The sequence below is a fragment of the Burkholderia sp. Bp8963 genome (genome assembly GCF_003854275.1).
Lineage (GTDB): Bacteria > Pseudomonadota > Gammaproteobacteria > Burkholderiales > Burkholderiaceae > Burkholderia.
Map to the genome: position 1 here is coordinate 137315 of NZ_QTQP01000005.1, position 25813 is coordinate 163127.

The window sequence follows — 25813 nt, forward strand, 5'->3', positions numbered from 1 at the left end:
AGAGACACGATGGCAGGCAACGACTTCCGCGTCGAAACCGATCTATTAGGTAAACGAAATATTCCGGCAGATGCCTACTACGGTGTTCATACGCTGCGCGCGAAGGAGAACTTCGACATCACCGGCCGCAGCATCGCGTCGTTCCCGTATCTGATCATTGCGCTCGCGGCGGTGAAGGAGGCCGCGGCCGAAGCGAACTGCGAACTCGGGCTGCTGCCGCACGCGTACCGGGACGCGATCGCCGCCGCGTGCGTCGAGATCCGCGAAGGGCATCTGCACGACCAGTTCGTCGTCGACATCATCCAGGGCGGCGCGGGCACGTCGACCAACATGAATGCGAACGAGGTGATCTGCAACCGCGCGCTGGAAATCATGGGCCATGCGCGCGGCGAGTACGAATATCTGCACCCGAACGAACATGTGAATCTCGCGCAGAGCACGAACGACGTCTATCCGACGGCGATCCGGATCGCGACCTGCTTCGCGATCGAGCATCTTCTGGAGGCGATGTTCTGCCTGCGCGACGCGTTCGGCGAAAAAGCCGAGGAATTCGCGGGCCTGCTGAAGCTCGGGCGCACGCAGTTGCAGGATGCCGTGCCGATGACGCTCGGCCAGGAGTTCTCGACGTATGCGGTGATGCTGACGGAGGATATCGCGCGCCTGCAGGAGGCGAGTGCGCTGATTCGCGAGATCAATCTCGGCGCGACCGCGATCGGCACGGGGATCACCGCGCATCCGCAGTACGCGGAAAAGGCGCTCGTGGCGTTGCGGCGCATTACCGGCATCGAGCTGAGCACGGCGCCGAACCTGATCGAAGCGACGCAGGATTGCGGCGCATTCGTGCAGATATCCGGCGTGCTGAAGCGGATCGCGGTCAAGCTGTCGAAGACCTGCAACGACCTGCGGCTCCTGTCGAGCGGCCCGCGCGCCGGGTTCGGTGAAATCAACCTGCCGCCGATGCAGGCCGGGTCGTCGATCATGCCCGGCAAGGTGAATCCGGTGATTCCGGAAGTCGTGAACCAGGTCGCGTTCGAGGTGTTCGGCAACGACCTGACGGTGACCTTCGCGGCCGAAGCCGGCCAGCTCCAGCTCAACGCGTTCGAGCCCGTGATCGCGAGCGCGCTGTTCCGCAGCTTCAGCCATCTGACCGCGGCGTGCGTGACCCTTGCCGACAAGTGCGTGAGCGGTATCACCGCGAACGCCGACCGGCTGCGCGAAACGATGGAGCAATCGGTCGCGCTCGCGACCGCGCTCAATCCGTACATCGGCTACAAGAACGCGACCTCGGTGGCCGCCGAGGCGCACGCGAGCGGCAAGACCGTCAGGGAAGTCGTGCTGGGCCGCCAGCTGATGACCGATGCGCAGCTCGACGACGCGTTGCGGCCCGAAGCGTTGATCCAGCCTCGCGTCTATTGAACGCAGCGAGAACGCCGCGCGAACGCCTCGATGGGGCGGCGCCGGCGCTCGCAGCCGGCGCCGCCGCGTGCGGCCGACCCTTTCAGCGCTTCCCCCGGAAGCGCGACAGATCACAAATCAAATCGGAGACTCACGATGAACTACGCCAGCGAGCGCCCGGCTGATACAGCCAGCGGCGCGGATGCCTGTCATGCCGACCCGGACGCGCGGTTCGCGTCCCACGAAAGCGGTTACGCGAAGCATTTGAAGCCGAGACATGTGCAGATGATCGCGATGGGCGGCGCGATCGGGACCGGGCTGTTCCTCGGCGCCGGCGGTCGTCTGCAGCACGCGGGGCCCGCACTGGCGGTCGTGTATCTGGTCTGCGGCATATTCGCGTTCCTGATCATGCGCGCGCTCGGCGAACTCGTGATGCATCGACCGGCCAGCGGAAGCTTCGTGTCGTATGCGCGGGAGTTCATGGGCGAACGCGCGTCGTTCGTCGCCGGCTGGATGTACTACCTGAACTGGGCGACCACCGGCATCGTCGACATCACCGCGGTCGCGATCTACATGAAGTACTGGGCCGCGTTCTCGGACGTGCCGCAGTGGGTGTTCGCGCTCGGCGCGCTCGCGATCGTGTCGACGATGAACATGATCGGCGTGAAGGTGTTCGGCGAAATGGAATTCTGGTTCTCGCTCGTCAAGGTCGGCGCGCTGAGCGTGTTCCTGCTCGTCGGCACGGTGTTCCTCGCGAGCGGCCATCCGGTCGCCGGACACGCGCCGGGGCTCCACCTGATCGCCGAGAGCGGCGGGATCTTCCCGCACGGCATCCTGCCGGCGGTGCTGATCGTGCAGGGCGTCGTGTTCGCGTATGCGAGCATCGAGCTCGTCGGCGTGGCGGCGGGCGAGACCGCCGATGCGCGCAAGGTGCTGCCGAAGGCGATCAACAGCGTGATGTGGCGCATCGCGCTGTTCTACGTGGGCTCGGTGGTGCTGCTGATCACGCTGCTGCCGTGGACTGCGTACAGCGCGCACGAAAGCCCGTTCGTGACGTTCTTCGGCAAGCTCGGCGTGCCGTACGTCGGCACCGTGATGAACGTCGTGGTGCTGACGGCGGCGCTGTCGAGCCTGAACTCCGGACTCTATTCGACGGGGCGCGTGCTGCGTTCGCTCGCGATGGGCGGGTCCGCGCCGCGGTTCGTGGCGCGGATGAACGCACGCGGCGTGCCGTATGGCGGGATCCTGATCACGGTCGCGATCAACGCGATCGGCGTGCCGCTGAACTACATCGTGCCGGCGCAGGCGTTCGAGATCGTGCTGAACATGGCATCGCTCGGCATCATCGCGACGTGGGGCTTCATCGTGATGTGCCAGATCCTGTTCCGGCGCAAGGTCAACCGCGGCGAGCTGAACGACGTACCGTTCCGGATGCCCGGCGCGCCGTTCACGTCGTGGCTCACGCTTGCGTTCCTGCTCGGCGTGCTGGTGCTGATGGCGTTCGACTACCCGGGCGGCACATGGACCATCGCGATGATTCCGGTCGTCGCGCTCGCGCTGACGGTCGGCTGGCATCTCGCGAAGCGCGGTGCGGCACGCGCGTCTGCGCCCGCGGTGACGGGCCAGCCGATGGTTGATCAGGCGAACAACGCGTGAGGGTGTGAGGTTGGGCGCGGGGCACGCGAGTTACGAGCGTCACGCGTGTCGTGTGTGTTACGCGGCGCGGTCCAGCCCCGCGCGTTCGCCGAGCCACCGGCTGAAGTCGCCGATCATATCGGCGCTCAGTTCGTGTCCGGCCGGATACAGCCGCGTGTCGTGCGCGACGCCGAGCGCGGCGAGTTTCGCGTCGGCGGCCTCGGCCCACGAGACGGGCAGCTTGTCGTCGGCGCGGCCGTGCACGATCAGCGCATGCAGCGCGCGGAGCGCATCGCGCGGCGCGATCAGCGGATCGATCTCCGGGAGGATGCGTCCGCACAGCACGGCGAACCCGACGACGTCAGCCGGCGACGTGAGGCCGACGCTCGCGCTCATGATGCCGCCCTGGCTGAAGCCGGCAATCACGGTCGGCAGCGGCGCCGCGCCGTCGCGTTCGCGCAGCGCGCGCACCAGCGCGAGCAGCTTCGTGCGGCTCGCCTCCGCGTGCGCTGCGTCGATCTCCGGGCCGTTCAGGCCGAAGCGCACCGGAAACCACGCGTACTGGCCGGGCCCGAACGTAAGCGGGCCACGCACAAACGCGACTTCGATACGCGGATCGAGCGCGTCGGCCAGCGCCAGCAGGTTGGTTTCGTTTCCGCCGACGCCATGCAGCAGCAGGAGGCGGGCCGCCGGTGCGGCGCTTGCCGGGTGCAGGCGGTAGGCCAGGCCGGATACGGGGTCGTCGGTCAGGGGCAGGACGTCGGTCATCGCGGGGTTCCATCAGGGCTGGGCGGGAGGTTACAGTCTATGACGTTGTTGGGAGAACATGAATCGCTGGTTCGCGATTGACTATTTCCTCACTGGAATGAATGTTCGCATGGCGAATCCATGTACATCGCCCCGGGTCACTATCCGGGAACGACACCAACATCGCGGATCTCTGGTGCAATACATGCTTGTTGTCGATACGTTGAAGGGGCATCGATGCATATCGCCAAGGTGTTCGAGGATGATGGGGCGCAAACCGTGCGGCTGCCGAAGGATTTCCGCTTTGAGGCGACTGAGGTCCGGATCCGCCGGCATGGCGCGGCGATGATCCTGGAGCCCTTGTCGCAGAACTGGGCATGGTTGACTCCCCTGATCGGCTCCGTCGATGCCGACTTCGAAGCAGCTGCAGTTGAGCAGCCGACTGAGCAGGATCATTAGGACAGCATGTGCTCGAATGAATCTCCTGCTGGACGACAATGCAGCGATCGCAATCCTGACGAATACGCCAATCATGCTTCGACGCGCATCCGACATCGGCGAATGATTCGCCATTGATTCGGCTTGATCGTTTCGCCGATTTACGCTTTCATTCTAAAAAAGCGACTCGTGCCCGATTAATTATTCGATAATTCGCAAACGTTTTACATTGCATGCGATGCGAATTGAAGCGCGTACGCCAATCAGAAAATCCACGCGCGTCGGCACTCTGGAGCGACGCTTGCCGCAGGCTCCCAAAGCCATTTCGGCGCACCGGGACATCAGTTAACGGCATTCGTAGAAAAAACTTTAGGATTTCAGGCCTAAAAATAATTATTTCAATTCCATCAATAATCGATTGATTTGTAGTCATCGGACGGTCATAAACCATCCCCGATAATTCGGCGCTCACATTCTTTCAATGGCACGCGCATGGCGATCGAAGCCGGATCGCCACGGGGAGTTGCAGACATGACCATTCGCCATCGCATTACGTTGCTAGTCGTCCTGACGTTTCTCGCCCTGTCGGCGATTGGCGTCTATGCCGTGATCCAGACGCGCAATAGCGCATCCGAGGTACGGCAAGTCACGCAGGGGATCGTGCCGAGCGCGCTCGCGTCTGCGGATCTCGTGTCCGACGTGAAGAACATCCAGATCGCGACGATGACGCTGATCTACGCGCCCGACACCAACACGGCCGCACAGGCGCACGACGAGCTGAAGGCAAAGCAGGCGGCGCTGCGCGCGGCGCTCGACGTGCAGGCGAAGTCGGCCGCGAGCCACGCGCAGGAAGGCCTCGTCGCGCAGGCGAGGGACAGCGCGACGAACTACTTCTCGGCGATCGACGACACCGTGAAGATGAAGGCCGACGGCAAGACCGACATGGCCCAGGCCTACCTGTTCGCGAACGTCGCGCAGTATCGCGACGAGCTCGAGGGCATCGTCGATACGCTGCGCATCGAGAAGAACCGCCAGAAGGACGACGCGATCAGCGCGCTGAACGGGATGCTGTCGACGACGGCGACCGCGATCGCGGGCGTGGCCGGCACCGTGATCGTGCTGCTCACCGCGATCGGCTTTGTGCTGTACCGGCAGATCACGCGTCCGCTGAGCCGGATGCAGACGATGATGAGCGAGATCGCGACGAGCCAGGATTTCACGCGCCGCGTGCCGGTCGGCCGCATGGACGAGATCGGCCACTCGATCGTCGCGTTCAACGGGATGATCGAGAAGATCCAGGAGAATTCCGCGCAGCTCAAGCAGAAGACCGCCGACATCCAGGCGATGCTGCAGAACATGCAGCAGGGCATCCTGACCGTCGTCGGCGGCGGCGTCGTGCATGCCGAATACTCGGCTTACCTCGAAACGATCTTCGAGACGAAGGACATCGCAGGCCGCGACCTGATGGCGCTCGTGTTCGACGATTCGAACCTCGGCTCCGACGCGCGCTCGCAGGTCGATGCCGCGATGCATGCTTGCCTCGGCGAGGACAGCATGAACTTCGAATTCAACGAGCACCTGCTCGTCAACGAAGTCGCGAAGCGCATGCCGGATGGCCGCGAGAAGTGGCTCGACCTGAGCTGGTCGGCAATCACCGACGAGACCGATACCGTCGTGCGCCTGATGCTGTGCGTGCGCGACGTGACCGAGCTGCGCGAGCTGACCGCGCAGGCCGGCGAGCAGCAGCGCCGGCTCGAGATGATCGGCGAGATCCTCGCGATCAGCCAGGACAAGTTCCACCAGTTCGTCGACAGCGCGAACGGCTTCCTCAGCGAGAACGAACGGATGATCCGCCAGCACGAGCGCGCGGACCACTCGATCGTCGCGGCACTGTTCCGCAACATGCACACGATCAAGGGCAATGCGCGCACGTACAGCCTGCAGCACCTGACGAACATCGTGCACGAGGCCGAGCAGGCCTACGAATCGCTGCGGCACGCGGACGCCGGCCCCGACTGGAACCGCGACGCGCTGATGGACGATCTCGCGCGCGTGCGCGACGCGGTCGAGCACTACGCGACGATCAACAAGGTAACGCTCGGCCGCAGCGGCGACGCGGCGCGGCCTGGCACCGGCCATTACCTGATGGTCGAGCGCGCACACATCAGCGAGAGCCTGCGCGTGCTCGACGGTGTCGATCCGGCGAACGCGGCCGACTGGCGCGCGGCGCGCGATGCGGTGCGCCGCATGCTGAGCCTGCTCGGCACCGAGAGCATCGGCGATGCGCTCGGGGGCGTGCTGGAATCGCTGCCGTCGCTCGCGGCGGAACTCGGCAAGGCGGCACCTGTCGTGCGGATCGACAGCAACGGCTATCGCGTGCGCAGCGAGATCGGCGGCACGTTGAAGGATGTCTTCATGCACCTGCTGCGCAATTCGATCGATCACGGGATCGAAACGCCTGATGCACGTCGCGCGGCCGGCAAGGCGGCGGCGGGCACGATCGACATCGAAGTCGGTGTCGATGGCGGGATGCTGCAGATCGCGCTCAGCGACGACGGCCGCGGCCTCGCGCTCGACCGGATCCGCGGGATCGCGCGCGAACGCGGCTGGATCGACGCGGAGAACGAAGCCACGCTGACCGACGATGCCGTGGCCGAGCTGATCTTCCGGCCGGGCTTCTCGACCGCGCAGGCGGTGACCGAGGTGTCGGGGCGCGGCGTCGGCATGGATGCGGTGCGCAACTTCCTGAAGCGCGAAGGCGGCGGCATCGCGCTGCGCTTCACCGACGACCGGCGCGGCGCCGCGTATCGCGCGTTCCAGACGATCGTGTCGCTGCCGGAGTCCTGCGCAGTGGACAGTCTCGATCAGGCAGCGCCGGACCGCGCGGGTGCGCGGGCCGGGATGGCGGACGCGACGGAGTGATCGTGCAGCAGGCAATCACGCATCTTGGCGCCGCGCTGGCGGGTGGTCTCGTCGCATGGATCGCTGCGACGGTCGTGTTTCGCGCGCATCGCGCGCGGCTCGTCGCACACCTGAGCGGCGAAGCGGCCGCGCTGCGCGAGGCGCTCGCGCAGTCGGACGCGCAAGCGGGCGACGCCGCGGCAGCGCACGCGGCGCAGGCTGAAGTGTGGGCGAGCAGGGAAGCGCAGCTCGCCGACACGCTCGCGCAGCACGAGGCGGACGCCGGCGCGCAGCGCGATGCGCTGCAGGTCGCTCGGGCCGAGCGGGACGCGCTGTCGCAGCACGCGGAGAAGATCGCGCACGAGGCCGCGCGCCTGCGCGGGCTCGCGGGCACGTTCGAGCGCTGGCACGAGCAGATGATCTCGCTGACCACGCAGAACCAGGACATGCGCGCGAAGAACCAGGAGCTGTCCGCGATCGTCGCGCATGTATCGATCGTGTCGCTGAACGCGTCGATCGAAGCGGCGCGCGCCGGCACCGCCGGACGCGGCTTCTCGATCGTCGCGAGCGAAGTGCGCGGGCTCGCGGCGCGCTCGCAGGAGTTGTCGAACAGCTATCGCGACAGCCTGAACCGCAACGATCTCGTCACGGCCGCAACGTTCCAGGACATCCAGGCGGGGGGCAAGATGGTCACCGCCGCGCTCGCGACGGTCGAGACGCTCGCCGCGCAGTTGCACGCACGGCTGGAAGGAGCGGCGGCGTGATCAGCGCGCAGGCGAAGGCGAGCTTCGAACGCATCTTCTTCGACGCGGCGCGCACGCGGCTCGCGACGGGCGGCGGCACGTGCGACATCGTGCCGGCCGCCGACGAGCCGCCGCGCAACAGCCGCGCGAAATCGAAGACGCCCGAACAGGTTGCAGTACTGACGATATCGGCGCTGCATTTCCGGTTGCTGCTCGCGCTGCGCTTTCGCGACGACGACGCGACACGACGCCATTTCGCGGGCAACGCGCAGCAACCGCTGCACGAGGCATTCATGGAGGTGGCGAACCTGTGCTGCGGCGCGATAAACCAGGCGCTGATCGAGCCGTTTCCGGATCTCGGGATGTCGACGCCGTACCTGCTGAGCAGCGCGAGCATCGACTACCTGAGCGCGCTCGCGCCTGGCCACGTCGCCGCATTCGACGTGACGCTGGACGGCGCGGTGCGGATCCGCGCAACGCTGTGCGTCTGCGCGAATGCGCCAGTCGATTTTCATGTGCCGGAAACGGCGCTGGTCGAGACCGGCGGCGAGCTGGAACTGTTTTGACCGTGTCGCGGCGCTCGTCGTGGCGCCGGAATCCGAATCTCAACCCGAATGCAAGGAAACGCGCGATGACCGAAGGCAAACCCGTCAGCAAGGTGCTGGTGCTCGACGAAAGCCGTGAGCACGCGGATGCGATCAAGCGCTTTTGCGACGACCACAACCTGATCGGCCTGACCGTGGGCCGCAACCGGCTGCTGAAGGTGCTGCGCTCGAACATCGATCTCGGCGCGATCCTGCTCGCCGAGGATTACGGCGGCTCGCCTGCGGAAACCGCGATCATCGCGACGCAGATCGACGCGCTGCGCCCGGAGCTGCCGATCATCCTGCGCCGCGACACGCAAGCGTCGCGCGACGGCCTGCCCGAAGCGCTTGCGCGCGTCGCGTGCGCGACCTACGTCGCGGACGACATGACGCCGCTGCAGCGCGTGATCGACGAATACATCTTCAGCCTCGACTATCCGAACGCGCTCGTGCGCGGGATCTCGGAGATCACTGAAGCGCGGCTCGACAGCCTGTTTCCGGGCATGACGATCAGCCTCGACACACCGTGCATCGTCCGCGACCAGATCATCTTCGGCGAGGTGTTCAGCCTGATCGCGCTCGAGAGCGCGTGGTGCCGCGGCTACATGCTGCTGCAAACGAGCGAGCAGCCGTTGCTCGACATGATCGACAGCACGCACGACGACGGCCGTGCGCCGGATTTCCGCGACGTGAACAACGTGCTCGGCGAGCTGACGAACCTCGTGTGGGGCGCGTTCAAGAACCGCTACCTCGGCGATGCGGAAGCGCTCGCGCGCCATCCGGTGCAGGTGCCGCTGCTCGTCAACCACAAGCAGAAGTTCATCTCGTTCGGCGGCGACTGTCCGCAGCTCAGTTTCAAGTACCGGATGACCGACCCGTCATCGGGGCGGTCGGTCTGCCTCGACCAGCGCTTCGTGTTCAGCCTGAGCTGGTCGCCGGAGGATTTCCGCGAATCGGTTCAGGATGTCGGGCCGATGGTCGAGTCGGGCGAACTCGAATTGTTTTGAAGTCTTGAGTAAAGGAAAGGGGAATACGACATGGCAAAGATTCTGGTGGTCGACGATTCGGGCACGGTGCGCGACGAGGTCGCGGGCTTCCTGCGCAACAACGGGCTGGACGTCGCGACTGCGGTCGACGGCAAGGACGGGCTGGCGAAGCTGAAAGCGACGCCCGGCATCCGGCTCGTGATCAGCGACGTGAACATGCCGAACATGGACGGCCTGACGATGGTCGAGAAGATTCGCGGCGAGCTTGCGAACACGGCGGTCAACGTCGTGATGCTGACGACCGAAAGCAGCCCGGCGATGAAGGAGCGCGGCAAGGCGGCCGGCGTGAAGGGCTGGATCGTGAAGCCGTTCAAGGGCGACGCGGTGCTCGACGCGCTGAAGAAGCTCGCGGGCTGACGCGTGCTGCCGGGCCGCCGCGGCGCGGCCCGATCGTTCATGCGTGCCGACATCCTCCATCCGGGCCCCGATTGGACTATATTGATCCGTTAGCGGTTAGCGCACCGCGATCGCTCTCAATCTGGTGGACCATCATGGAATCGAATCCCTCATCATCGGAACCCATTCTGCTGCGTGACGACCATGAAGGCGTCGTCACGCTGCGACTGAACCGCCCGCAGCAGTTCAACGCGCTGTCCGAAGCGATGCTCGCGAGCCTGCACGATGCATTCGCGGCGCTCGCGTCGGACCCGCACGTGCGCTGCGTCGTCCTCGCGGCCGAGGGCAAGGCGTTCTGCGCGGGCCATGACCTGCGCGAGATGCGCGGCAAGCCCGAACTCGACTACTACCGCGCACTGTTTGCGCAATGCAGCCGCGTGATGCTCGCGATGCGTGCGTTGCCGGTGCCGGTGATCGCGCGCGTGCACGGCATCGCGACGGCGGCCGGCTGCCAGCTCGTTGCCGCCTGCGATCTTGCGATCGCGGCGGACACCGCGCGCTTCGCGGTGTCAGGCATCAACGTCGGGCTGTTCTGCTCGACGCCGGCCGTCGCGCTGAGCCGTAACGTCACGACGAAGCGCGCGTTCGACATGCTCGTGACCGGCGGCTTCGTCGATGCGGCGACGGCCGCGTCGTGGGGGCTCGTCAACGAAGCGGTGCCGGCAGATGCGCTCGATGCGGCGGTCGCGCGCAAGGTCGCGGAGATCGTCGCGAAGAGCCCGGCCGCCGTGCGCTACGGCAAGCAGATGTTCTACCGGCAGCGCGAGATGACGCTCGACGACGCATACGCGTACGCGGGCGACGTGATGGCGCGCAACATGATGGAAGAAGACGCGGGCGAGGGCATCGACGCGTTTCTCGAGAAGCGGCCGCCGCGCTGGCGGACGTAACGCGCGCGGCCGGACTTACCGGCCGTAGCTGCCGGTGCGCAGCGCCGGCTGCGTGGTCGATGCGCCGGGCGGCACGATCACCACAGGCACGCGGCGCGCCAGTGCGCACATCAGCTCGTAGCCGATCGTGCCGCTTGCTTCCGCGACATCGTCGACCTTCACCTGGTCACCCCACAGCTCGACGCTCGAACCGATGCCCGCATTCGGGCATGGCGTGAGGTCGACGGTCAGCATGTCCATCGACACGCGGCCGACGACGCGCGTCAGCACGCCGTCCACCGCGATCGGCGTGCCGGTCGGCGCGTGGCGCGGATAGCCGTCCGCATAGCCGCACGCGACGACGCCGACGCGCATCGGCTGCTCGACCGTGAAGCGGCGGCCATAGCCGACCGTTTCCTGCGGCGCGAGCGTCTGCACGCCGATGATCCGGCTCGTCAACGTCATCGCGGCCATCAGCGGCGTGTCGGCGATGTGCCGCGACGCGCCGGTCGGCGATGCGCCATACAGGATCGTGCCGGGACGCACCCAGTCGCGGTGCGCGCGCGGATGCCACAGCACGGCGGCCGAGTTCGATACCGAGCGCTCGCCCGGAATCCCGGCCGACGCCGCGTCGAACTGGTCGAGCTGCCAGTCGATCTCGCCTTCGTCGGCGTTCGCGAAATGCGTCATCAGCGTGATCCTGCCGATCGACGGTGCGGCGGCCGCGCGCTCCCACGCGGCGCGGAACGCGGCGGGGCGGAAGCCGAGCCGGTTCATGCCGGAGTTCATCTTCAGCTGGATGTCGATCGGCCGCTGCGGTTTCGCGGCGATCAGGAGGTCGAGCTGCTCGTCGCAGTGGACGGCGACCGTCAACTGGTGGCGCTCGACCCGTTCGACGTCGGCCGGCTCGAAGATCCCTTCGAGCAGCAGCACGGGCTTGTCCCAGCCGAGCTCGCGCACGCGCACCGCTTCGTCGAGATCGAGGAGCGCGATCCCGTCCGCGGCCGCGAGGCCCGGATAGATCCGCTCGATCCCGTGGCCATACGCATTGGCCTTGATGACGGCCCATACGCGCGACTGCGCGGCGGTCTGGCGGATGAAGTCGAGGTTGTGGCGCAGCGCGTCGGGGCGGATATGGGCGACGATGGGACGGGGCATGGCGTTGGCTCGGGGCGTATGTCGTTCGATGCGCGGCGCGGCAAGTGCGCGGCACGGGTGAGCAAGCCTGGCCCGCGACGTGCCGGGCCAGTGGTGAACGCTATGGTATTGGGGAATGACCAGTTTTATTTCGCGTATTTATCCGCAATTTGGTGGAAATTTTGGCGAGGCGGGCGCCGGCTTGCGTGGTCCGGCAGGCGCGCGCCGAGCGTCCCGTCTAGAAAACCGGCGCGCGATCGGGGCGGCGCAATGCTAAGCTCTCGGCGATCTTGTCATTGAATGATGTAAACATAAGGAGGAGGCTTAGATGACGACGTCCCAGCTGTGCCTGTTCATCGTGGCGGTGCTGCCGTTCCCGCTGACGATGCTCGCGAAGGCGAAGAAGGGCTACGACAACCATGCGCCGCGCGAGTATCTCGCGAAGCTCGAAGGCTGGCGTGCGCGCGCGGCGGCGCACCACAACGCATGGGAGGCGCTTGCACTGTTCACGGCGGGCCTCGTCATTGCGTGGCATTCGGGCGCGAACGCGCATCGCGTCGACCAGCTCGCGATCGCGTTCGTCGCCATCCGCATTGCGTACTCGCTGCTGTACCTGCTGAACTGGGCTACGTTGCGCTCGCTCGTCTGGTTCGCCGGCATGGTGTGCGTCGTCGGGCTGTTCTTCGCGACGCCTTGACCCGCGTGCCGCCCGGTTGCCGGGCGGCGTTCGCAACAGATGTTTCATCCACGCCGGGCAGAAAACAGCGGAGATGACGGATATCCACTGTTTTCAACTCCCCGGTCACAAGTAGGTCGCCCTCGGTTAATCAAAACGGCGGAACAGGACACTGGCGTTCACGCCACCAAAGCCGAATCCGTTGGAAACGGCATACTCGATTTCCATTCGCCGAGGAGACTCATGCACGATATCTATCCCGGCAGCCATTTCATCCGGCGTTTCCAGATTGAGGGTCGCCGGGGCAATCTGATCTCGTATGGCCAGCGCCGTAAAAATAGCCTCGACCCCACCGGCGGCACCCAGCAAATGCCCAGTGGCTGACTTCGTGGCAGAGACCGCCAGGTTCTTGGTCGTCCCAAACACCGCCCTGATGGCGTTCAATTCGCTGCTATCGCCAAGTTGAGTGGACGTTGCATGAGCATTCAGGTGTTGAACGGAGGTCGGGGCAATCCCGGCCTGCCTGAGAGCCAATTCCATCGCCCTGCGCGCGCCGTTGCCGTCAACTGGCGTCGAGGTCATATGGTAGGCATCCGAACTGGTTCCATAACCGACCAGCTCGACGATCGGCGTTGCGCCCCGGTTTAGCGCGTGTTCGAGTTCTTCGATAACAAGGAGTCCGGCTCCTTCACCGATGACGAATCCATCACGCGCTTGATCGAAGGGACGCGAAGACTGTGCCGGATGGTTGGCGAAGCTCGTGGAAAGCGCCCTGGCAGCCGCAAACGCGCCAACGCTGACCCTGTCAATGCATGCCTCGGACCCGCCACACAGCGCAATGTCCGCCTCGCCCGCTCGAATCAAACGGGCGGCATCGCCAATGGCCTGGACACTGGCCGCGCAGGCCGTGACTGGCGCGCCGATTGGCCCCTTGAAGCCGTGCCGAATGGCAATGCTTCCAGCAGCCATGTTCGCCAGGAAGCTCGGAATGGTGAATGGGGAAAGACGGCGAGGCCCTTTGGTCTCCGTGGTTCGCACTGCGTCGGCAATCGCGCCAAATCCGCCAATGCCGGACGCAATGATGGTGGCAGTTCTTGTTCGCTCATCTTCACTCGCGGGGAACCACTTTGCCTGCTCCAGCGCCTCCTTTGCAGCAGCGAGAGCAAAGAGGATGAAGCGATCCATTTTCTTCTGGTCCTTGACGTCAGCAGCCAGATTTGGATCAAAGCCGGCTGGACAACCCTCTGCATAGTCAGGAACCAGACCTCCAACTTTTGCTGGAATGCCATCAACGATTTCAGGCGGCAGAGCGACGATACCGGAATCGCCGTGCAGCAATCTGCGCCACACGTGCTCCAGGCCGCACCCGAGGGGAGAGATTATGCCCATACCCGTTACGACAATTCTTTTCATGTTCACCCATCTCAATCGCTAAAAATCGCGGGCACCTGGCCGTCAGTCGACCCAATGACCGCGCTCCGTGTCGGCGGATGCGTTGGCTGTCGCAGGGCAATCGCCTCACGCTCGCTCATTCGCTGCGCGCTTTGCGGCTATTCGCGCAAAACGGTCCTTGATGATCGTGTCGGCAGCGAGGCCTGGCACGACTACATGACTGTCCCGCGTAATTGGCTGCCCTGTTTCCAGGTCCACGAGTCCGATCCGCGCGGGCCGTCCCGATGCCTTGTCGAGCACCTGGACGGCGCGCCCCTCCGGCGACAGGCGCTCGCCCCCCCATTCAATAAGCGCCAACATCACCGGGTGGAATGACCAGCCGAGTTCGGTCAGGACGTACTCGTACCGGGGAGGCTTGCTGCTGTACTGGACGCGATCCAGCAGGCCAGCGGCAACCAGGTCGGCCAACCGTCGGGTGAGCATGTTCGACGCTATGCCCAGGCTCCCTTCAAATTCGTCGAAGCGGGTCAGCCCAAACATGGCATCGCGCAGGATGAGGATGCTCCACCACTCCCCGACGCGACTGAGGCTGCGAGCGACGGGACAAGCCCACGCACTTAGATCGACACGTTTCATCTGATGCCCCTTCTCGTGGATACTGACTTGCAAGATGAAAGTGATGTTATCACTTGCATATTGAAAGTCACAAGCATTCATCGCGAGCACCTGCCGGCCAGGTGAGGGCGCCCGCTCCCCGGGTTTTTCTCGATGCATTTGCCTGTTGCACATTTTTTTGTTGTCGTAGTATCGGCGTTGACAACACATGTTGCACTAATGTCTAATTCAACATCGCATGTTGCGGTGCGGCTTGCTGTCGTCGTTTCGCCCGGCCGGGGTGCCGGGCCCATCGCCCATCATGTGGAGAAATGCCATGAGTCGCCGTTCCTTCCTGAAAACCGCTGTGGTCGTCGCGATGCTCGGCGCAAGCGTCGCGCACGCGGACACCAAGACGCTTGTCGTCGGCACCGACACGTCGTTCATGCCGTTCGAGTTCAAGCAGGGCGACAAGTACGTCGGCTTCGATCTCGACCTGTGGGCCGAGATCGCGAAGGACCAGGGCTGGAAGTACACGATCCAGCCGATGGATTTCGCGGGGCTGATCCCGGCGCTGCAGACGCAGAACATCGACGTCGCGCTGTCCGGCATGACGATCAAGGAAGAGCGCAAGAAGGCGATCGACTTCTCCGCGCCTTACTACGACAGCGGCCTTGCCGCGATGGTGCAGACCGGCAACACGTCGATCAAATCGATCGACGACCTGAACGGCAAGGTGATCGCCGCGAAGACGGGCACCGCGACGATCGACTGGATCAAGGCGCACCTGAAACCGCAGGAGATCCGCCAGTTCCCGAACATCGACCAGGCATATCTCGCGCTCGAGGCCGGCCGCGTCGACGCGGCGATGCACGACACGCCGAACGTGCTGTTCTTCGTGAACAACGAAGGCAAGGGCAAGGTGAAGGTCGCGGGCCAGCCGGTCAGCGGCGACAAGTACGGAATCGGTTTTCCGAAGGGCAGCCCGCTCGTCGCGAAGGTCAACGAGGAGCTCGTGAAGATCAAGGCCGACGGCCGCTACGCGCAGATCTACAAGAAGTGGTTCGGCGCCGAGCCGCCGAAGATGTGAGCGTGACGACGGTGCATCGTGGCGTGGCCGCCTGGCCGCGCCGGTCTTGAATCGAACGGGGAGCGGCAAGTGAATTTCGATTGGTCTGCGATCTGGGCAGCGTTGCCGGACCTGATGGACGGGGTCCGGCTGACGGTGTTCATCGCGTTACTCGGGTTATTGGGCGGTTTCGTCGTGGGCATGATCGCAGGCATGTTCCGCGCATACGGACCGAAGGCAATGAACGTGCTCGCGCAGGTCTACATCGAGCTGATCCGCGGCACGCCGATCGTCGTGCAGGTGATGTTCCTGTATTTCGCGCTGCCGTTGCTCGCGCACATCCGCATCGACGGTTTGACGGCCGCGATCATTGCGATCACCGTGAATTCCGGCGCGTATCTCGCGGAAGTGGTGCGCGGCGCGCTGCTGTCGATTCCGAAGGGATTGACGGAAGCGGGGCTCGCGATGGGGCTGTCGATGCCGCGCGTGCTGCTGAAGGTGGTCGGGCCGCTCGCGTTCCGGCGGCTGATTCCGCCGCTCGGCAACCAGTGCATCGTGAGCCTGAAGGACACGTCGCTGTTCATCGTGATCGGCGTCGGCGAGCTGACGCGCAAGGGGCAGGAAATCATCGCGGGCAACTTCCAGGCGGTCGAGATCTGGACCGCGGTGGCGGCCATCTACCTGATGCTGACCGGCGCGATGACGCTGACGCTGCGCGTGGTCGAGAAGAGGATGAAGATTTTATGAGCATGGTCGAATTCCAGAACGTGTCGAAGAGCTTCGGGCATGTGCCGGTGCTGAAGCATATCGACCTGAAGATCGACGCGGGCGAGGTCGTGGTCGTGATCGGTCCGTCGGGCTCGGGCAAGTCGACGATGCTGCGCTGTATCAACGCGCTCGAAAAGATCACGTCCGGCGAACTGCTCGTCGACGGCCAGAGCGTGCGCGGCCACGCGTCGACGATCCGCAACATCCGGCTCGAGGCCGGCATGGTGTTCCAGCAGTTCAACCTGTTTCCGCAGATGACCGCGCTCGAGAACGTGATGTTCGGTCCGACGCAGGTGCGCGGCGCATCGCGCGCCGACGCGCGCGACCAGGCGATGGCGCTGCTCGACAAGGTCGGTCTCCAATCGCGCGCGAATCATTACCCGTCCGAGCTGTCGGGCGGCCAGCAGCAGCGCGTCGCGATTGCGCGCGCGCTCGCAATCCGGCCCCGGCTGATGCTGTTCGACGAGCCGACGTCCGCGCTCGATCCGGAACTGCGCCACGAAGTGCTGAAAGTGATGCAGGATCTCGCTACCGAGGGGATGACGATGATCGTCGTCACGCACGAGATCGGCTTCGCGAAGCGGGTCGGCACGCGCCTGCTGTTCATGGATCAGGGCGGCATCGCCGAAGACGGCCATCCGGTCGACCTGATCGACAATCCGCCGACGCCGCGCCTGAAGGAATTCCTGAAACACGTGTCCTGAGCACGACCCTGACATTCGACATGCAGCTTTCCCTTTCTCCCGTCATCGCCGGCACGCCGTTCGACGTCGGCGTGCGCCTCGGCGAACTCGCACGGCCGGTGTTCGATGCGTATATGCAGCAGAGCAGCGCGTGGCAGGCGGTCAGCCGCTGGCGCGGCCATCCGTTCGTGCGCGCGCTGCGGCAGGCGGCGCTGGCCGCGTATCCCGATCTCGTCGCGGAACTCGACGGGATGGCGGCCGGGCTTGGCTGGCCGGCCGACGACGTCTTTCTGTGGAATTGCCGCGGCGAACTGATCCACAACGCGCCGGACGGCTGCACGACGCTCGCTGCACGCGGCGCGGACGGCACGCGCTGGATCGCGCACAACGAGGACGGCGACCCGTTCCTGCGCGAGCGCTGCCTGCTCGTCGACGTTCGGCCCGACGGCAAGCCCGGTTTCGTCAGTTTCTATTACCCGGGGTCGCTGCCGGGGCATACCTTCGCCGCGAATCGCGCGGGCGTCGCGCAGGCGATCAACAACATCCGCATCAAGGTGCCGGCCGCCGGCGTGCCTCGGATGATCCTCGCGCGCGCAGTGCTCGACGCGACGTCGCTCGACGCGGCGGTGGACGTGCTGCGCACGCAGGCGCGGGCGAGCGGTTTCCATCACACGCTCGGCGCGACCGGCGACACGCGGCTGCTGAGCATCGAGGCGAGCGTCGCGCGCTGTTCGAGCGTCGACGTAGCGCGGCTGTCGGGCCATGTGAACCATCTGGTGCATCCGGGTTGCGAGCGGGAGGCGCAGATCGTCACGCAATCGTCGGAAGATCGTCAGCGCCGCGTCGACCTGCTGCTGCCTGACATCGAGCCGATCGATGCCGACGCGCTGCTGCGCGTGCTCGGCGATCGCGCGCCCGAAGGTCTGCCGATCTACCGCGACGATCCGGCCGATCCCGACGACGAGAACACGCTCGCGACCGCAGTGTTCGCGATCCGGGAATCAGGCATCCAGATGACGGTCCATCAACACGGCACGCAGCGTTTCACGACGCAGATCGTGCCGGACAGACGCGCGACAGACGCGTCCTGAACCATGAGGCAAAGTATGACGACAGTTTTCCATCGCGCGCCGCGCGCGACCCTCCCGGTCGCCGTCGCAGGCGACGGCATCGAGATCATCGACTCTACGGCCAAGCGCTACATCGATGCATGCGGCGGCGCGGCCGTGTCGTGCCTCGGGCACAGCAACCCGCGCGTGATCGACGCGATCAAGCGTCAGGCGCAGCAGCTGCCGTACGCGCACACGTCGTTCTTCACGACCGAAGTCGCGGAGGAACTGGCCGACCGGCTCGTCGAAGCGGCGCCGGCGGGGCTCGAGCACGTCTACTTCGTGTCGGGCGGCTCCGAGGCGGTCGAGGCGGCGCTCAAGCTTGCGCGCCAGTACTTCGTCGAGAAGGGTGAGCCGCAGCGGCGTCACTTCATCGCGCGCCGCCAGAGCTATCACGGCAACACGCTCGGCGCGCTCGCGATCGGCGGCAACGCGTGGCGGCGCGAGCCGTTCCTGCCGATCCTGATCGATGCGTATCACGTGAGCCCGTGCTATGCGTATCGCGAGCAGCGCGCGGACGAAACCGAAGAGGCGTTCGCGCAGCGTCTCGCGGACGAACTCGAACAGACGATCCTCGAACTCGGCGCGGAGAATGTTGCCGCGTTCGTCGCGGAGACGGTGGTCGGCGCGACGGCCGGCGCGGTGCCGCCGGTGCGCACGTATCTGAAGAAGATTCGAGCGGTGTGCGACAAGTACGGTGTGCTGCTGATCCTCGACGAGATCATGTCGGGGATGGGGCGCACGGGCTACCTGTTCGCATGCGATGAAGACGGCGTCGCGCCGGACCTGCTGACGATCGCGAAAGGGCTCGGCGCCGGATATCAGCCGATTGGCGCGACGCTCGTCAGCGACCGGATTTATCAGACGATCGTCGGCGGCTCCGGTTTCTTCCAGCATGGTCACACATATATCGGGCATGCGACCGCATGTGCGGCGGCGCTCGAAGTGCAGCGCGTGATCGCCGAGGAAAAGCTGCTCGACAACGTGTTGGCGCGCGGCGAGCAATTGCGCGGTTTGTTGCGCGAGCGTTATGGCGATCATCCTTGCGTCGGCGACGTGCGCGGCCGCGGGTTGTTCGTCGGCGTCGAATTCGTGCGTGATCGTGACAGCAAGGCGCCCTTCGATCCGGCACTGAAGCTGAACGCCGTGATCAAGCGCGAAGCGATGCAGCGCGGTTTGATGGTGTATCCGATGGGCGGTACGATCGATGGACGCCAGGGCGACCACGTGCTGCTCGCGCCGCCGTTCATCTGCACCGCGCAGCAGATCGACACGATCGTCGAACGCCTGGCGGGCGCGATCGACGCGGCGTTGGCGACGGTCGGCGCATGACGGAACCAACGAACGGACAAACCCATGACTTCGAGACTCCCCACATTCGACCCCGCAACGGCGACCGACGCGCAGAAGGCCGTGCTGGACGAGATTCTCAGCGGCCCGCGCGGCAACCTGAACGGGCCGTTTCTCGGCTGGATTGCGAGCCCCGAGCTTGCCCAGCACGCGCAGCGGCTCGGCGCGTTCTGCCGCTATCGCACGGGCTTGCCGCTGCGCCTGTCGGAACTCGCGATTCTTGTGACGGCTGCGCGCTGGCGCTCGCAGGCGGAATGGCATATTCATCATCCGATTGCACTCGACGCGGGCGTGCCGGCCGCGACCGCCGAAGCGATTCGGGATGGTGTCGAGCCGGTTTTCGAATCGGATGACGATGCGCTGATCTACGCGTTCGCGAGCGAGTTGTACGATTCGCGTCGGGTGGGTGACGCGACCTTTGCGCGCGCGGAAGAACGCTTCGGGCATGAAGTCGTCGTCAACCTGGTCGCGTTGCTCGGTTATTACGCGCTCGTCGCGATGACGCTCAATACGTTCGACATGCGTGCGCAAGGGCAGACGGAATTGCCGTTTCCGGAATAGGGCGCCCGGCGAGCGATCCGGCGGTGACGCCGGGCGACGGCGCGAAAAAAAGGGGCCCCGCACGCCGACCAGGGCACGCGGGGCCAAGAGAGACAACTTTCGAATTACGCGGCGATGGCTTCTTCCGCCTGCGGTTTCGTTTCGATCGGCGCCACATCCTGCCGGATCAGGTGATCGAACGCGCCGAGCGACGCCTTCGCCCCTTCACCAACCGCGATCACGATCTGCTTGAACGGCACCGTCGTCACGTCGCCGGCCGCGAACACGCCGGGCACCGACGTCGCGCCGCGCGCGTCGACCACGATCTCGCCGTGCTTCGACAATTCGACCGTACCCTTCAGCCACTCGGTGTTCGGCACAAGGCCGATCTGCACGAACACGCCTTCGAGCTCGATGCGCTTCACATCGCCCGTTTGCCGGTCCTTGTAGACGAGGCCGTTCAGCTTGCTGCCGTCGCCGGTCAGCTCGGTCGTCTGCGCTTGCGTGACGACGGTCACGTTCGGCAGGCTGCGCAGCTTGCGCTGCAGCACCTCGTCCGCGCGCAGTTGCGCGCCGTATTCGATCAGCGTGACCTCGCGGACGATGCCCGCCAGATCGATCGCCGCCTCGACGCCCGAGTTGCCGCCACCGACCACCGCGACGCGCTTGCCCTTGAACAGCGGGCCGTCGCAGTGCGGGCAATACGCGACGCCACGGTTGCGGTATTCGCGCTCGCCCGGCACGTTGATCTCGCGCCAGCGCGCGCCGGTCGCGATCACGATCGTCTTCGCGTTGAGCACCGCGCCACTGGCGAGACGGATCTGGTGCACGTCGCCGGGAATCAGCGCGTCGGCGCGCTGCACGTCCATGATGTCGACGTCGTACTGCTTCACGTGCTGCTCGAGCGCCGTTGCGAATTTTGGCCCTTCGGTTTCCTGCACCGACACGAAGTTCTCGATCGCCATCGTGTCGAGCACCTGCCCGCCGAAGCGCTCGGCAACCACGCCGGTCGCAATGCCCTTGCGCGCCGAGTAGATCGCGGCCGCCGCGCCGGCCGGGCCGCCGCCGACGATCAGCGTGTCGAACACGGGCTTGCTCTCGAGCGCCTTCGCCGCCCGCGCGCTCGCGCCGGTGTCGAGCTTCGCGAGGATCTCCTTCACGCTGCTGCGGCCCTGGCCGAACGTTTCGCCGTTCAGGAACATTGTCGGCACGGCCATGATCTGGCGCGCTTCCACTTCACCCTGGAACAGCGCGCCGTCGACCGCGACGTGGCGGATGCGCGGGTTGATCAGCGCCATCACGTTCAGCGCCTGAACGACTTCCGGGCAGTTCTGGCACGACAGCGAGAAATACGTCTCGAACGCATAGTCGCCGTCGAGTGCGCGGATCTGCTCGATCACTGCGTCGTCGAGCTTGACCGGATGGCCGCCCGTTTGCAGCAGCGCGAGCACGAGCGACGTGAATTCATGTCCCATCGGAATGCCGGCGAAGCGGATGCCCGCGGCCTTGCCCGGTTCGCCGATCGAGAACGACGGCTTGCGCTCGGAATCGTCGCGGCGCTCGATCACGGTCACGCGCGGCGTCAGCGACGCAATCTCGTTCAGCAGCGCGAGCAGTTCCTGCGATTTCGCGCCGTCGTCGACGGAAGCGACGAGTTCGATCGGGCGCGTGATCTTTTCCAGGTACGCTTTGAGTTGGTTCTTGAGATTGGCGTCGAGCATGGCGATTCGGATTCCGTATTAATGGTTGTCGGGCAGGTCATGCCGAAAGAGGAGGGGCGGGCCGCACGGGTACGGCAGCCCGCCGTCGCGCGCCTGTTGTGGCGCGCGCGGATCTGATCGTCAGATCTTGCCGATCAGGTCGAGCGACGGCGTCAGCGTCTCGGCGCCCGGGGTCCACTTGGCCGGGCACACTTCACCCGGGTGCGCGGCGATGTATTGCGCGGCCTGCACCTTGCGCAGCAGTTCGCCTGCGTCGCGGCCGATGCCGTTGTCGTGGATCTCGCACAGCTTGATCTCGCCTTCCGGGTTGATCACGAACGTGCCGCGCAGCGCCATCCCTTCTTCCTCGATCAGCACGTCGAAGTTGCGCGACAGCGTGAGCGTCGGGTCGCCGATCATCGGATACTTGATCTTGCCGATCGTGTCCGACGTGTCGTGCCATGCCTTGTGCGTGAAATGCGTGTCGGTCGACACCGCGTAGATTTCGACACCCAGCTTCTGGAATTCCGCGTAGCGGTCGGCGAGGTCGCCCAGCTCGGTCGGGCAGACGAACGTGAAGTCGGCCGGGTAGAACACGACGACGGACCACTTGCCCTTCAGGTTCTCGTCGGAGACGGGCACGAAATCGCCGTTGTGGTATGCGGTTGCCTTGAACGGTTTGATTTGGGTGTTGATGATCGGCATCTTGCGCTTCCCTTTGAATCGGTAGTGGATGAGGAAGCGTCAGTATCCGGGTTCACCCTTGGATTGTGAAATTGCTTGTTTCAATCCGGGGCATCGGGAATTTCTATGCAGCCTTCGTCCGACGCGGCGAGCTCCGTTTCCCGGCCCTGTTCGAAGTCGGCTTCCCGTGCGCCCGACGGCGTCAGCGACACGAAATGCATCGTCGTGCCGTTTGCCGGGAAGCCGACAATACCGGTCGTGCCCCACGGAATCGGCGAGCGCTGGGCGCCGCGCACGGCGATCCGCTCGGGCGCAAGCGCCAGCGTCAGAAGCCGCCCGTCATGCGTCGGCACATAGGCGCTGGCACCGGCAACGCCGATGCCGGATTCGCGCACCGTCGCCGGCAGGCAGTCGAGCGTCGCCGTGCGGCGGCCTTCCTGGTCGATCAGCATCGCGGCGCCGCGGCCATTCGCCGCCGTGGTGACGACCACGAAGCGGTCGATCGCGGGCACGTATGCAGCGGAGTACACGTAGTACTGAATCGCGTCATTCAATGCGCCTAGCTTCTCCAGCTTCGCCGTCACGGGATCGAACATCGCGTATTCGAGCGTCGCATCGGTGCTGCCCTTGATGTACTTCTGCCACACCAGCAACGCGTTGCGCGAGGAGCCCGCGATCATGGGCCACCATTCGCGGCTGTGCGGCGCGACCGACACGTGGTTCAGCACGCGCCCGGCGGCATCGTACGTCTTCAGATAGACGCCGCCGCCAGTCCCCAGATTGTCAACGCCGCCGCCGTCGACCCAGTCGGCCGAATAGAACACGACGAAGCGCTCGCCGACTGTCGCGACATGGCCCGAGTGCCCGCCGGACTCGACGTCGTTCGGGTAGGGCTTGACCGGTTTCAGGTTGCGGCGATAGACGCCGTACCGCTGGCTGACTTCCTGCGGCGCATTCCAGCCGTCCTCGAACGTAACGAAGATGTCGCCGCGATCGTTCTGCGCGATCGACACCGGTTCCTGCGCTTCGGGCCGGCTGATGAACGTGCGGACATGCGTGATGTGCGCGCTGCCGGGCGACCATTCGCCGACGTAGACGTCATGCGGCCAGTTGCCGTTGGCCAGCGCGCCGCGCGGCACGATGCCCGAGCTGCTGAAGAAGATCCAGCGCTTGCCGTTGCCGGCGTCGGCCACGCCGACGCCGTGCATGAAGCGTCGCGGGTCGCCGGTTTCGTTCTGTCGCGTGGAAGGGCGGGGCGCGGCTTTGTGCCGGGCCGCCGTACCCGCGAGCGCGGCCTGCGACGCGACGCTCGACGCAACGGCGAGACAGCCCGCGATGCAGCCTGCGATGCACGCCGCGGACGCGGCGGACCGGGCCGTTTTCCATCCGGAAGCGGCCGATCCGCCGATGCGCCGCATCGGCAGCAGCGTCATTCGACGGTCACCGATTTCGCGAGGTTGCGCGGCTTGTCGACGTCGGCGCCGCGCGCGCAGCCGACGTGATACGCGAGTAGTTGCAACGGCACCACGTGCATGATCGGCGCCAGCGCATCGCCGGGTTCGCGCAGGCGGATCAGCCGCGTGTCGTCATCGGCGTCGATCTCGAGATGGCTGCCCGCGAGCACGTAAAGCCGCCCGCCGCGCGCACGCACTTCGGCCATGTTCGACTTCAGCTTCTGGAACAGGAGATCGTCCGGCGCGATCGTGACGACGGGCATCGCGCTCGTCACGAGCGCGAGCGGGCCGTGCTTCAGCTCGCCCGCCGGGTAGCCTTCGGCGTGGATGTACGACACCTCCTTGAGCTTCAGCGCGCCTTCCATCGCGATCGGGAAATGGATGCCGCGCCCGAGGAACAGCGCATTCTCCATCTGCATGAAATCGTCCGCCCAGCCCATGATCTGGGTCTCCAGCGCCAGCGCGTTGCCGATCCGCACCGGCAGCTCGCGCAGCTGCTGCAGGTATGTCGCGGCGCGCACGGCGTCGAGCCTGCCGCGCAGCTGCGCGAGCGTGATCGTCAGCAGGAACAGCGCGACCAGTTGCGTCGTGAATGCCTTGGTCGACGCCACCCCGAGCTCGATGCCCGCCTGGGTCAGGAACCGCAGCTGCGCGTTGCGCGCGATCGTGCTCGTCGGCACGTTGCAGATCGCCATCGACACGTCCTGGCCCAGGCTGCGCGCGTGCTCGATCGCGCCGATCGTATCGGCGGTCTCGCCCGACTGCGAGATGCCGACGACGAGCGTGCGCGGATCGGCCACGGATTCCCGGTAACGGTATTCGCTTGCGATCTCGACCTGGGCCGGCACGCCGGCGATGGCCTCGAGCCAGTATTTCGCGGTGAGCCCTGCGTAATAGCTGGTGCCGCAACCGAGCAGCAGCACGCTTCTCACGCGTGACAGCAGCGCTTGCGCGTCGCTGGGCGGGCCGAACAGCGCGGGCGAGATCGTGTCGATGCCCGCGAGCGTGTTGCCGATCGCCGTCGGCTGTTCGAAGATCTCCTTCTGCATGAAGTGCTGGTACGGGCCGAGGCCGGCGTCGCTGTCGCGTGCCTTGACCTCGCACAGCGGCCGTTTCGCGTCGCGCCCGAGCGCGTCGACGATCCGGATGCGCTCCGGCGTAATCAACGCGACGTCGCCATCCTCGAGGTAGATGAAGTGGTCGGTCAGGTCACCGAGCGCCGCGCAGTCGGATGCGAGGTAGTTCTGGTGTGCGCCGATGCCGATCACGAGCGGCGAGCCGGCGCGCGCGGCGACGAGGCGCTGCGGCTCGTGCGCGCTCAGCGCCGCGATCGCATACGCGCCGCGCAGGCGCTTGACCGCGCGGACGACGGCATCGAACAGATCGTCGCGATATTCGCCGTGAATCAGATGCGCGATCACCTCTGTGTCGGTCTCGCCGCGAAACGTGTAGCCGCGCTGCTGCAGTTCCGCCTTGAGCGCTTCATGGTTTTCGATGATGCCGTTGTGGACGACCGCGATCGTGTCGCCCGACATGATCGGATGCGCGTTCGTTTCGGACGGTGCACCGTGGGTGGCCCAGCGCGTATGGGCGATGCAGGTTCCCGCTTCGAGACCGAGCGTGATCACCCGTTGCTGCAGGTCCATCACGCGGCTCAACGTGCGCTCGCTGCGAATGCGTCCGCCGCTTTGCAGCGCGATCCCGCACGAGTCGTAGCCGCGATATTCGAGCCGGCTCAGTGCCTTGACCAGTTGCGGCACCTGATTGTTCCGGCCACTTGCTCCGACGATTCCGCACATATGTCACCTCGTCCAGAAGAAGTTGTCGACGTAATTGCCGCGCGTGCGACGCCTGGAACGGGTGGCCGCGTCCGGCGCCATGCCGGGTCAGCCTGCGGCCGCTG

Annotated in this window: 24 protein-coding genes; 16 read left to right on the forward strand and 8 right to left on the reverse strand. The window is 65.5% G+C overall.

Translation table 11 applies throughout. The features are described from left to right. The first annotated feature begins 9 nt into the window (after positions 1 to 9). On the forward strand, positions 10 to 1416 hold the full coding sequence (aspA, locus tag DID96_RS06320; RefSeq protein WP_124598401.1) for an aspartate ammonia-lyase: 1407 nt from the start codon (positions 10 to 12) through the stop codon (positions 1414 to 1416). 135 nt (positions 1417 to 1551) lie between these two features. Continuing rightward, entirely contained in the window at positions 1552 to 3051 is a 1500-nt protein-coding gene (locus tag DID96_RS06325) for an amino acid permease (protein WP_124598402.1), read from the forward strand. Between the two features lie 57 nt (positions 3052 to 3108). On the opposite strand, the gene DID96_RS06330 is transcribed toward DID96_RS06325, so the two are convergent. Next, positions 3109 to 3798 carry an alpha/beta hydrolase gene (locus tag DID96_RS06330; RefSeq protein WP_124598403.1) on the reverse strand — a complete coding sequence of 230 codons (690 nt, stop codon included), beginning with the start codon at positions 3796 to 3798 and terminating at the stop codon, positions 3109 to 3111. 216 nt (positions 3799 to 4014) lie between these two features. On the opposite strand from DID96_RS06330, the gene DID96_RS06335 reads away from it, so the two are divergent. The 7 genes from DID96_RS06335 to DID96_RS06365 all read left to right on the forward strand — a co-directional run bounded on the left by DID96_RS06335 (position 4015) and on the right by DID96_RS06365 (position 10775). Then, positions 4015 to 4236: an antitoxin gene (locus DID96_RS06335; RefSeq protein ID WP_124598404.1), complete on the forward strand. Its 222-nt coding sequence runs from the start codon at positions 4015 to 4017 to the stop codon at positions 4234 to 4236. Positions 4237 to 4746: 510 nt separating this feature from the next. Then, a complete protein-coding gene (locus DID96_RS06340) occupies positions 4747 to 7137 on the forward strand; it encodes an MCP four helix bundle domain-containing protein (RefSeq protein ID WP_124598405.1) in 2391 nt (796 codons plus the stop codon). Then, a complete protein-coding gene (locus DID96_RS06345) occupies positions 7134 to 7880 on the forward strand; it encodes a methyl-accepting chemotaxis protein (protein ID WP_124598406.1) in 747 nt (248 codons plus the stop codon). The genes DID96_RS06340 and DID96_RS06345 overlap by 4 nt, the downstream gene beginning before the upstream one ends. Beyond that, complete coding sequence (locus DID96_RS06350; RefSeq protein ID WP_124598407.1) at positions 7877 to 8425, forward strand: hypothetical protein; 549 nt, start codon at positions 7877 to 7879, stop codon at positions 8423 to 8425. Before DID96_RS06345 ends, DID96_RS06350 begins: the two co-directional genes overlap by 4 nt. A gap of 65 nt (positions 8426 to 8490) precedes the next feature. Beyond that, positions 8491 to 9450, forward strand: a complete 960-nt coding sequence (locus DID96_RS06355) for a chemotaxis protein CheX (protein WP_124598408.1) — start codon at positions 8491 to 8493, stop codon at positions 9448 to 9450. Positions 9451 to 9480: 30 nt separating this feature from the next. Further along, complete coding sequence (locus DID96_RS06360) at positions 9481 to 9846, forward strand: response regulator (protein ID WP_124598409.1); 366 nt, start codon at positions 9481 to 9483, stop codon at positions 9844 to 9846. Between the two features lie 134 nt (positions 9847 to 9980). Continuing rightward, a complete protein-coding gene (locus tag DID96_RS06365; RefSeq protein ID WP_124598410.1) occupies positions 9981 to 10775 on the forward strand; it encodes an enoyl-CoA hydratase in 795 nt (264 codons plus the stop codon). 15 nt (positions 10776 to 10790) lie between these two features. Here DID96_RS06365 and alr read toward each other — a convergent pair whose 3' ends face one another. Further along, positions 10791 to 11912 carry an alanine racemase gene (gene alr / locus DID96_RS06370; RefSeq protein ID WP_124598411.1) on the reverse strand — a complete coding sequence of 374 codons (1122 nt, stop codon included), beginning with the start codon at positions 11910 to 11912 and terminating at the stop codon, positions 10791 to 10793. Between the two features lie 307 nt (positions 11913 to 12219). Here alr and DID96_RS06375 point away from each other — a divergent pair, with 307 nt between their 5' ends. Then, entirely contained in the window at positions 12220 to 12588 is a 369-nt protein-coding gene (locus DID96_RS06375; RefSeq protein ID WP_124598412.1) for an MAPEG family protein, read from the forward strand. Between the two features lie 126 nt (positions 12589 to 12714). Here DID96_RS06375 and fabF read toward each other — a convergent pair whose 3' ends face one another. After that, complete coding sequence (gene fabF, locus DID96_RS06380; RefSeq protein ID WP_124598413.1) at positions 12715 to 13980, reverse strand: beta-ketoacyl-ACP synthase II; 1266 nt, start codon at positions 13978 to 13980, stop codon at positions 12715 to 12717. Between the two features lie 105 nt (positions 13981 to 14085). After that, positions 14086 to 14733, reverse strand: coding sequence for a helix-turn-helix domain-containing protein (locus DID96_RS06385; RefSeq protein ID WP_311767723.1), 648 nt, complete (start codon positions 14731 to 14733; stop codon positions 14086 to 14088). A 157-nt stretch (positions 14734 to 14890) separates the two neighbouring features. Between DID96_RS06385 and glnH the strand changes: the two genes are divergently transcribed. From glnH to DID96_RS06415, 6 genes are read left to right on the forward strand one after another with little or no spacing between them, the layout of a single operon-like run. Further along, positions 14891 to 15643 carry a glutamine ABC transporter substrate-binding protein GlnH gene (gene glnH, locus DID96_RS06390; protein WP_124598414.1) on the forward strand — a complete coding sequence of 251 codons (753 nt, stop codon included), beginning with the start codon at positions 14891 to 14893 and terminating at the stop codon, positions 15641 to 15643. Positions 15644 to 15661: 18 nt separating this feature from the next. Next, positions 15662 to 16369 (forward strand): glutamine ABC transporter permease GlnP, encoded by a 708-nt coding sequence (gene glnP, locus DID96_RS06395; RefSeq protein WP_260463815.1) that lies wholly within the window; start codon positions 15662 to 15664, stop codon positions 16367 to 16369. Further along, on the forward strand, positions 16366 to 17094 hold the full coding sequence (gene glnQ / locus DID96_RS06400; protein WP_185732184.1) for a glutamine ABC transporter ATP-binding protein GlnQ: 729 nt from the start codon (positions 16366 to 16368) through the stop codon (positions 17092 to 17094). Before glnP ends, glnQ begins: the two co-directional genes overlap by 4 nt. 20 nt (positions 17095 to 17114) lie before the next feature. Continuing rightward, complete coding sequence (locus DID96_RS06405) at positions 17115 to 18164, forward strand: C45 family peptidase (protein ID WP_124598416.1); 1050 nt, start codon at positions 17115 to 17117, stop codon at positions 18162 to 18164. Positions 18165 to 18179: 15 nt separating this feature from the next. Beyond that, on the forward strand, positions 18180 to 19514 hold the full coding sequence (locus tag DID96_RS06410; RefSeq protein WP_124598417.1) for an aspartate aminotransferase family protein: 1335 nt from the start codon (positions 18180 to 18182) through the stop codon (positions 19512 to 19514). 24 nt (positions 19515 to 19538) lie between these two features. Continuing rightward, positions 19539 to 20093, forward strand: a complete 555-nt coding sequence (locus DID96_RS06415; RefSeq protein ID WP_124598418.1) for a carboxymuconolactone decarboxylase family protein — start codon at positions 19539 to 19541, stop codon at positions 20091 to 20093. A gap of 104 nt (positions 20094 to 20197) precedes the next feature. Here DID96_RS06415 and ahpF read toward each other — a convergent pair whose 3' ends face one another. From ahpF to glmS, 4 genes are all read right to left on the reverse strand, one after another. Beyond that, the gene (ahpF, locus tag DID96_RS06420) at positions 20198 to 21793 is read right to left on the reverse strand and encodes an alkyl hydroperoxide reductase subunit F (RefSeq protein WP_124598419.1); all 1596 of its coding nucleotides are present in this window, start codon (positions 21791 to 21793) and stop codon (positions 20198 to 20200) included. 120 nt (positions 21794 to 21913) lie between these two features. Continuing rightward, positions 21914 to 22477 (reverse strand): alkyl hydroperoxide reductase subunit C, encoded by a 564-nt coding sequence (ahpC, locus tag DID96_RS06425; protein WP_059610848.1) that lies wholly within the window; start codon positions 22475 to 22477, stop codon positions 21914 to 21916. Between the two features lie 80 nt (positions 22478 to 22557). Next, on the reverse strand, positions 22558 to 23889 hold the full coding sequence (locus tag DID96_RS06430; protein ID WP_124598420.1) for a hypothetical protein: 1332 nt from the start codon (positions 23887 to 23889) through the stop codon (positions 22558 to 22560). After that, on the reverse strand, positions 23886 to 25709 hold the full coding sequence (gene glmS, locus DID96_RS06435) for a glutamine--fructose-6-phosphate transaminase (isomerizing) (protein ID WP_124598421.1): 1824 nt from the start codon (positions 25707 to 25709) through the stop codon (positions 23886 to 23888). The genes DID96_RS06430 and glmS overlap by 4 nt, the downstream gene beginning before the upstream one ends. Positions 25710 to 25813: the final 104 nt, after the last annotated feature.

Bases quoted from the DNA above. Each gene is read 5' to 3' on its own strand.
- DID96_RS06405 (WP_124598416.1), top strand. From the start codon at position 17,115: ATGCAGCTTTCCCTTTCTCCCGTCATCGCCGGCACGCCGTTCGACGTC.
- DID96_RS06340 (WP_124598405.1), top strand. From the start codon at position 4,747: ATGACCATTCGCCATCGCATTACGTTGCTAGTCGTCCTGACGTTTCTC.
- glnQ (WP_185732184.1), top strand. From the start codon at position 16,366: ATGAGCATGGTCGAATTCCAGAACGTGTCGAAGAGCTTCGGGCATGTG.
- DID96_RS06365 (WP_124598410.1), top strand. From the start codon at position 9,981: ATGGAATCGAATCCCTCATCATCGGAACCCATTCTGCTGCGTGACGAC.
- fabF (WP_124598413.1), bottom strand. From the start codon at position 13,980: ATGAAAAGAATTGTCGTAACGGGTATGGGCATAATCTCTCCCCTCGGG.
- glmS (WP_124598421.1), bottom strand. From the start codon at position 25,709: ATGTGCGGAATCGTCGGAGCAAGTGGCCGGAACAATCAGGTGCCGCAA.
- DID96_RS06430 (WP_124598420.1), bottom strand. From the start codon at position 23,889: ATGACGCTGCTGCCGATGCGGCGCATCGGCGGATCGGCCGCTTCCGGA.
- aspA (WP_124598401.1), top strand. From the start codon at position 10: ATGGCAGGCAACGACTTCCGCGTCGAAACCGATCTATTAGGTAAACGA.
- DID96_RS06330 (WP_124598403.1), bottom strand. From the start codon at position 3,798: ATGACCGACGTCCTGCCCCTGACCGACGACCCCGTATCCGGCCTGGCC.
- alr (WP_124598411.1), bottom strand. From the start codon at position 11,912: ATGCCCCGTCCCATCGTCGCCCATATCCGCCCCGACGCGCTGCGCCAC.
- DID96_RS06410 (WP_124598417.1), top strand. From the start codon at position 18,180: ATGACGACAGTTTTCCATCGCGCGCCGCGCGCGACCCTCCCGGTCGCC.
- DID96_RS06355 (WP_124598408.1), top strand. From the start codon at position 8,491: ATGACCGAAGGCAAACCCGTCAGCAAGGTGCTGGTGCTCGACGAAAGC.
- DID96_RS06415 (WP_124598418.1), top strand. From the start codon at position 19,539: ATGACTTCGAGACTCCCCACATTCGACCCCGCAACGGCGACCGACGCG.
- ahpC (WP_059610848.1), bottom strand. From the start codon at position 22,477: ATGCCGATCATCAACACCCAAATCAAACCGTTCAAGGCAACCGCATAC.
- DID96_RS06375 (WP_124598412.1), top strand. From the start codon at position 12,220: ATGACGACGTCCCAGCTGTGCCTGTTCATCGTGGCGGTGCTGCCGTTC.
- DID96_RS06335 (WP_124598404.1), top strand. From the start codon at position 4,015: ATGCATATCGCCAAGGTGTTCGAGGATGATGGGGCGCAAACCGTGCGG.
- glnH (WP_124598414.1), top strand. From the start codon at position 14,891: ATGAGTCGCCGTTCCTTCCTGAAAACCGCTGTGGTCGTCGCGATGCTC.
- DID96_RS06360 (WP_124598409.1), top strand. From the start codon at position 9,481: ATGGCAAAGATTCTGGTGGTCGACGATTCGGGCACGGTGCGCGACGAG.
- ahpF (WP_124598419.1), bottom strand. From the start codon at position 21,793: ATGCTCGACGCCAATCTCAAGAACCAACTCAAAGCGTACCTGGAAAAG.
- DID96_RS06385 (WP_311767723.1), bottom strand. From the start codon at position 14,733: ATGCATCGAGAAAAACCCGGGGAGCGGGCGCCCTCACCTGGCCGGCAG.
- DID96_RS06325 (WP_124598402.1), top strand. From the start codon at position 1,552: ATGAACTACGCCAGCGAGCGCCCGGCTGATACAGCCAGCGGCGCGGAT.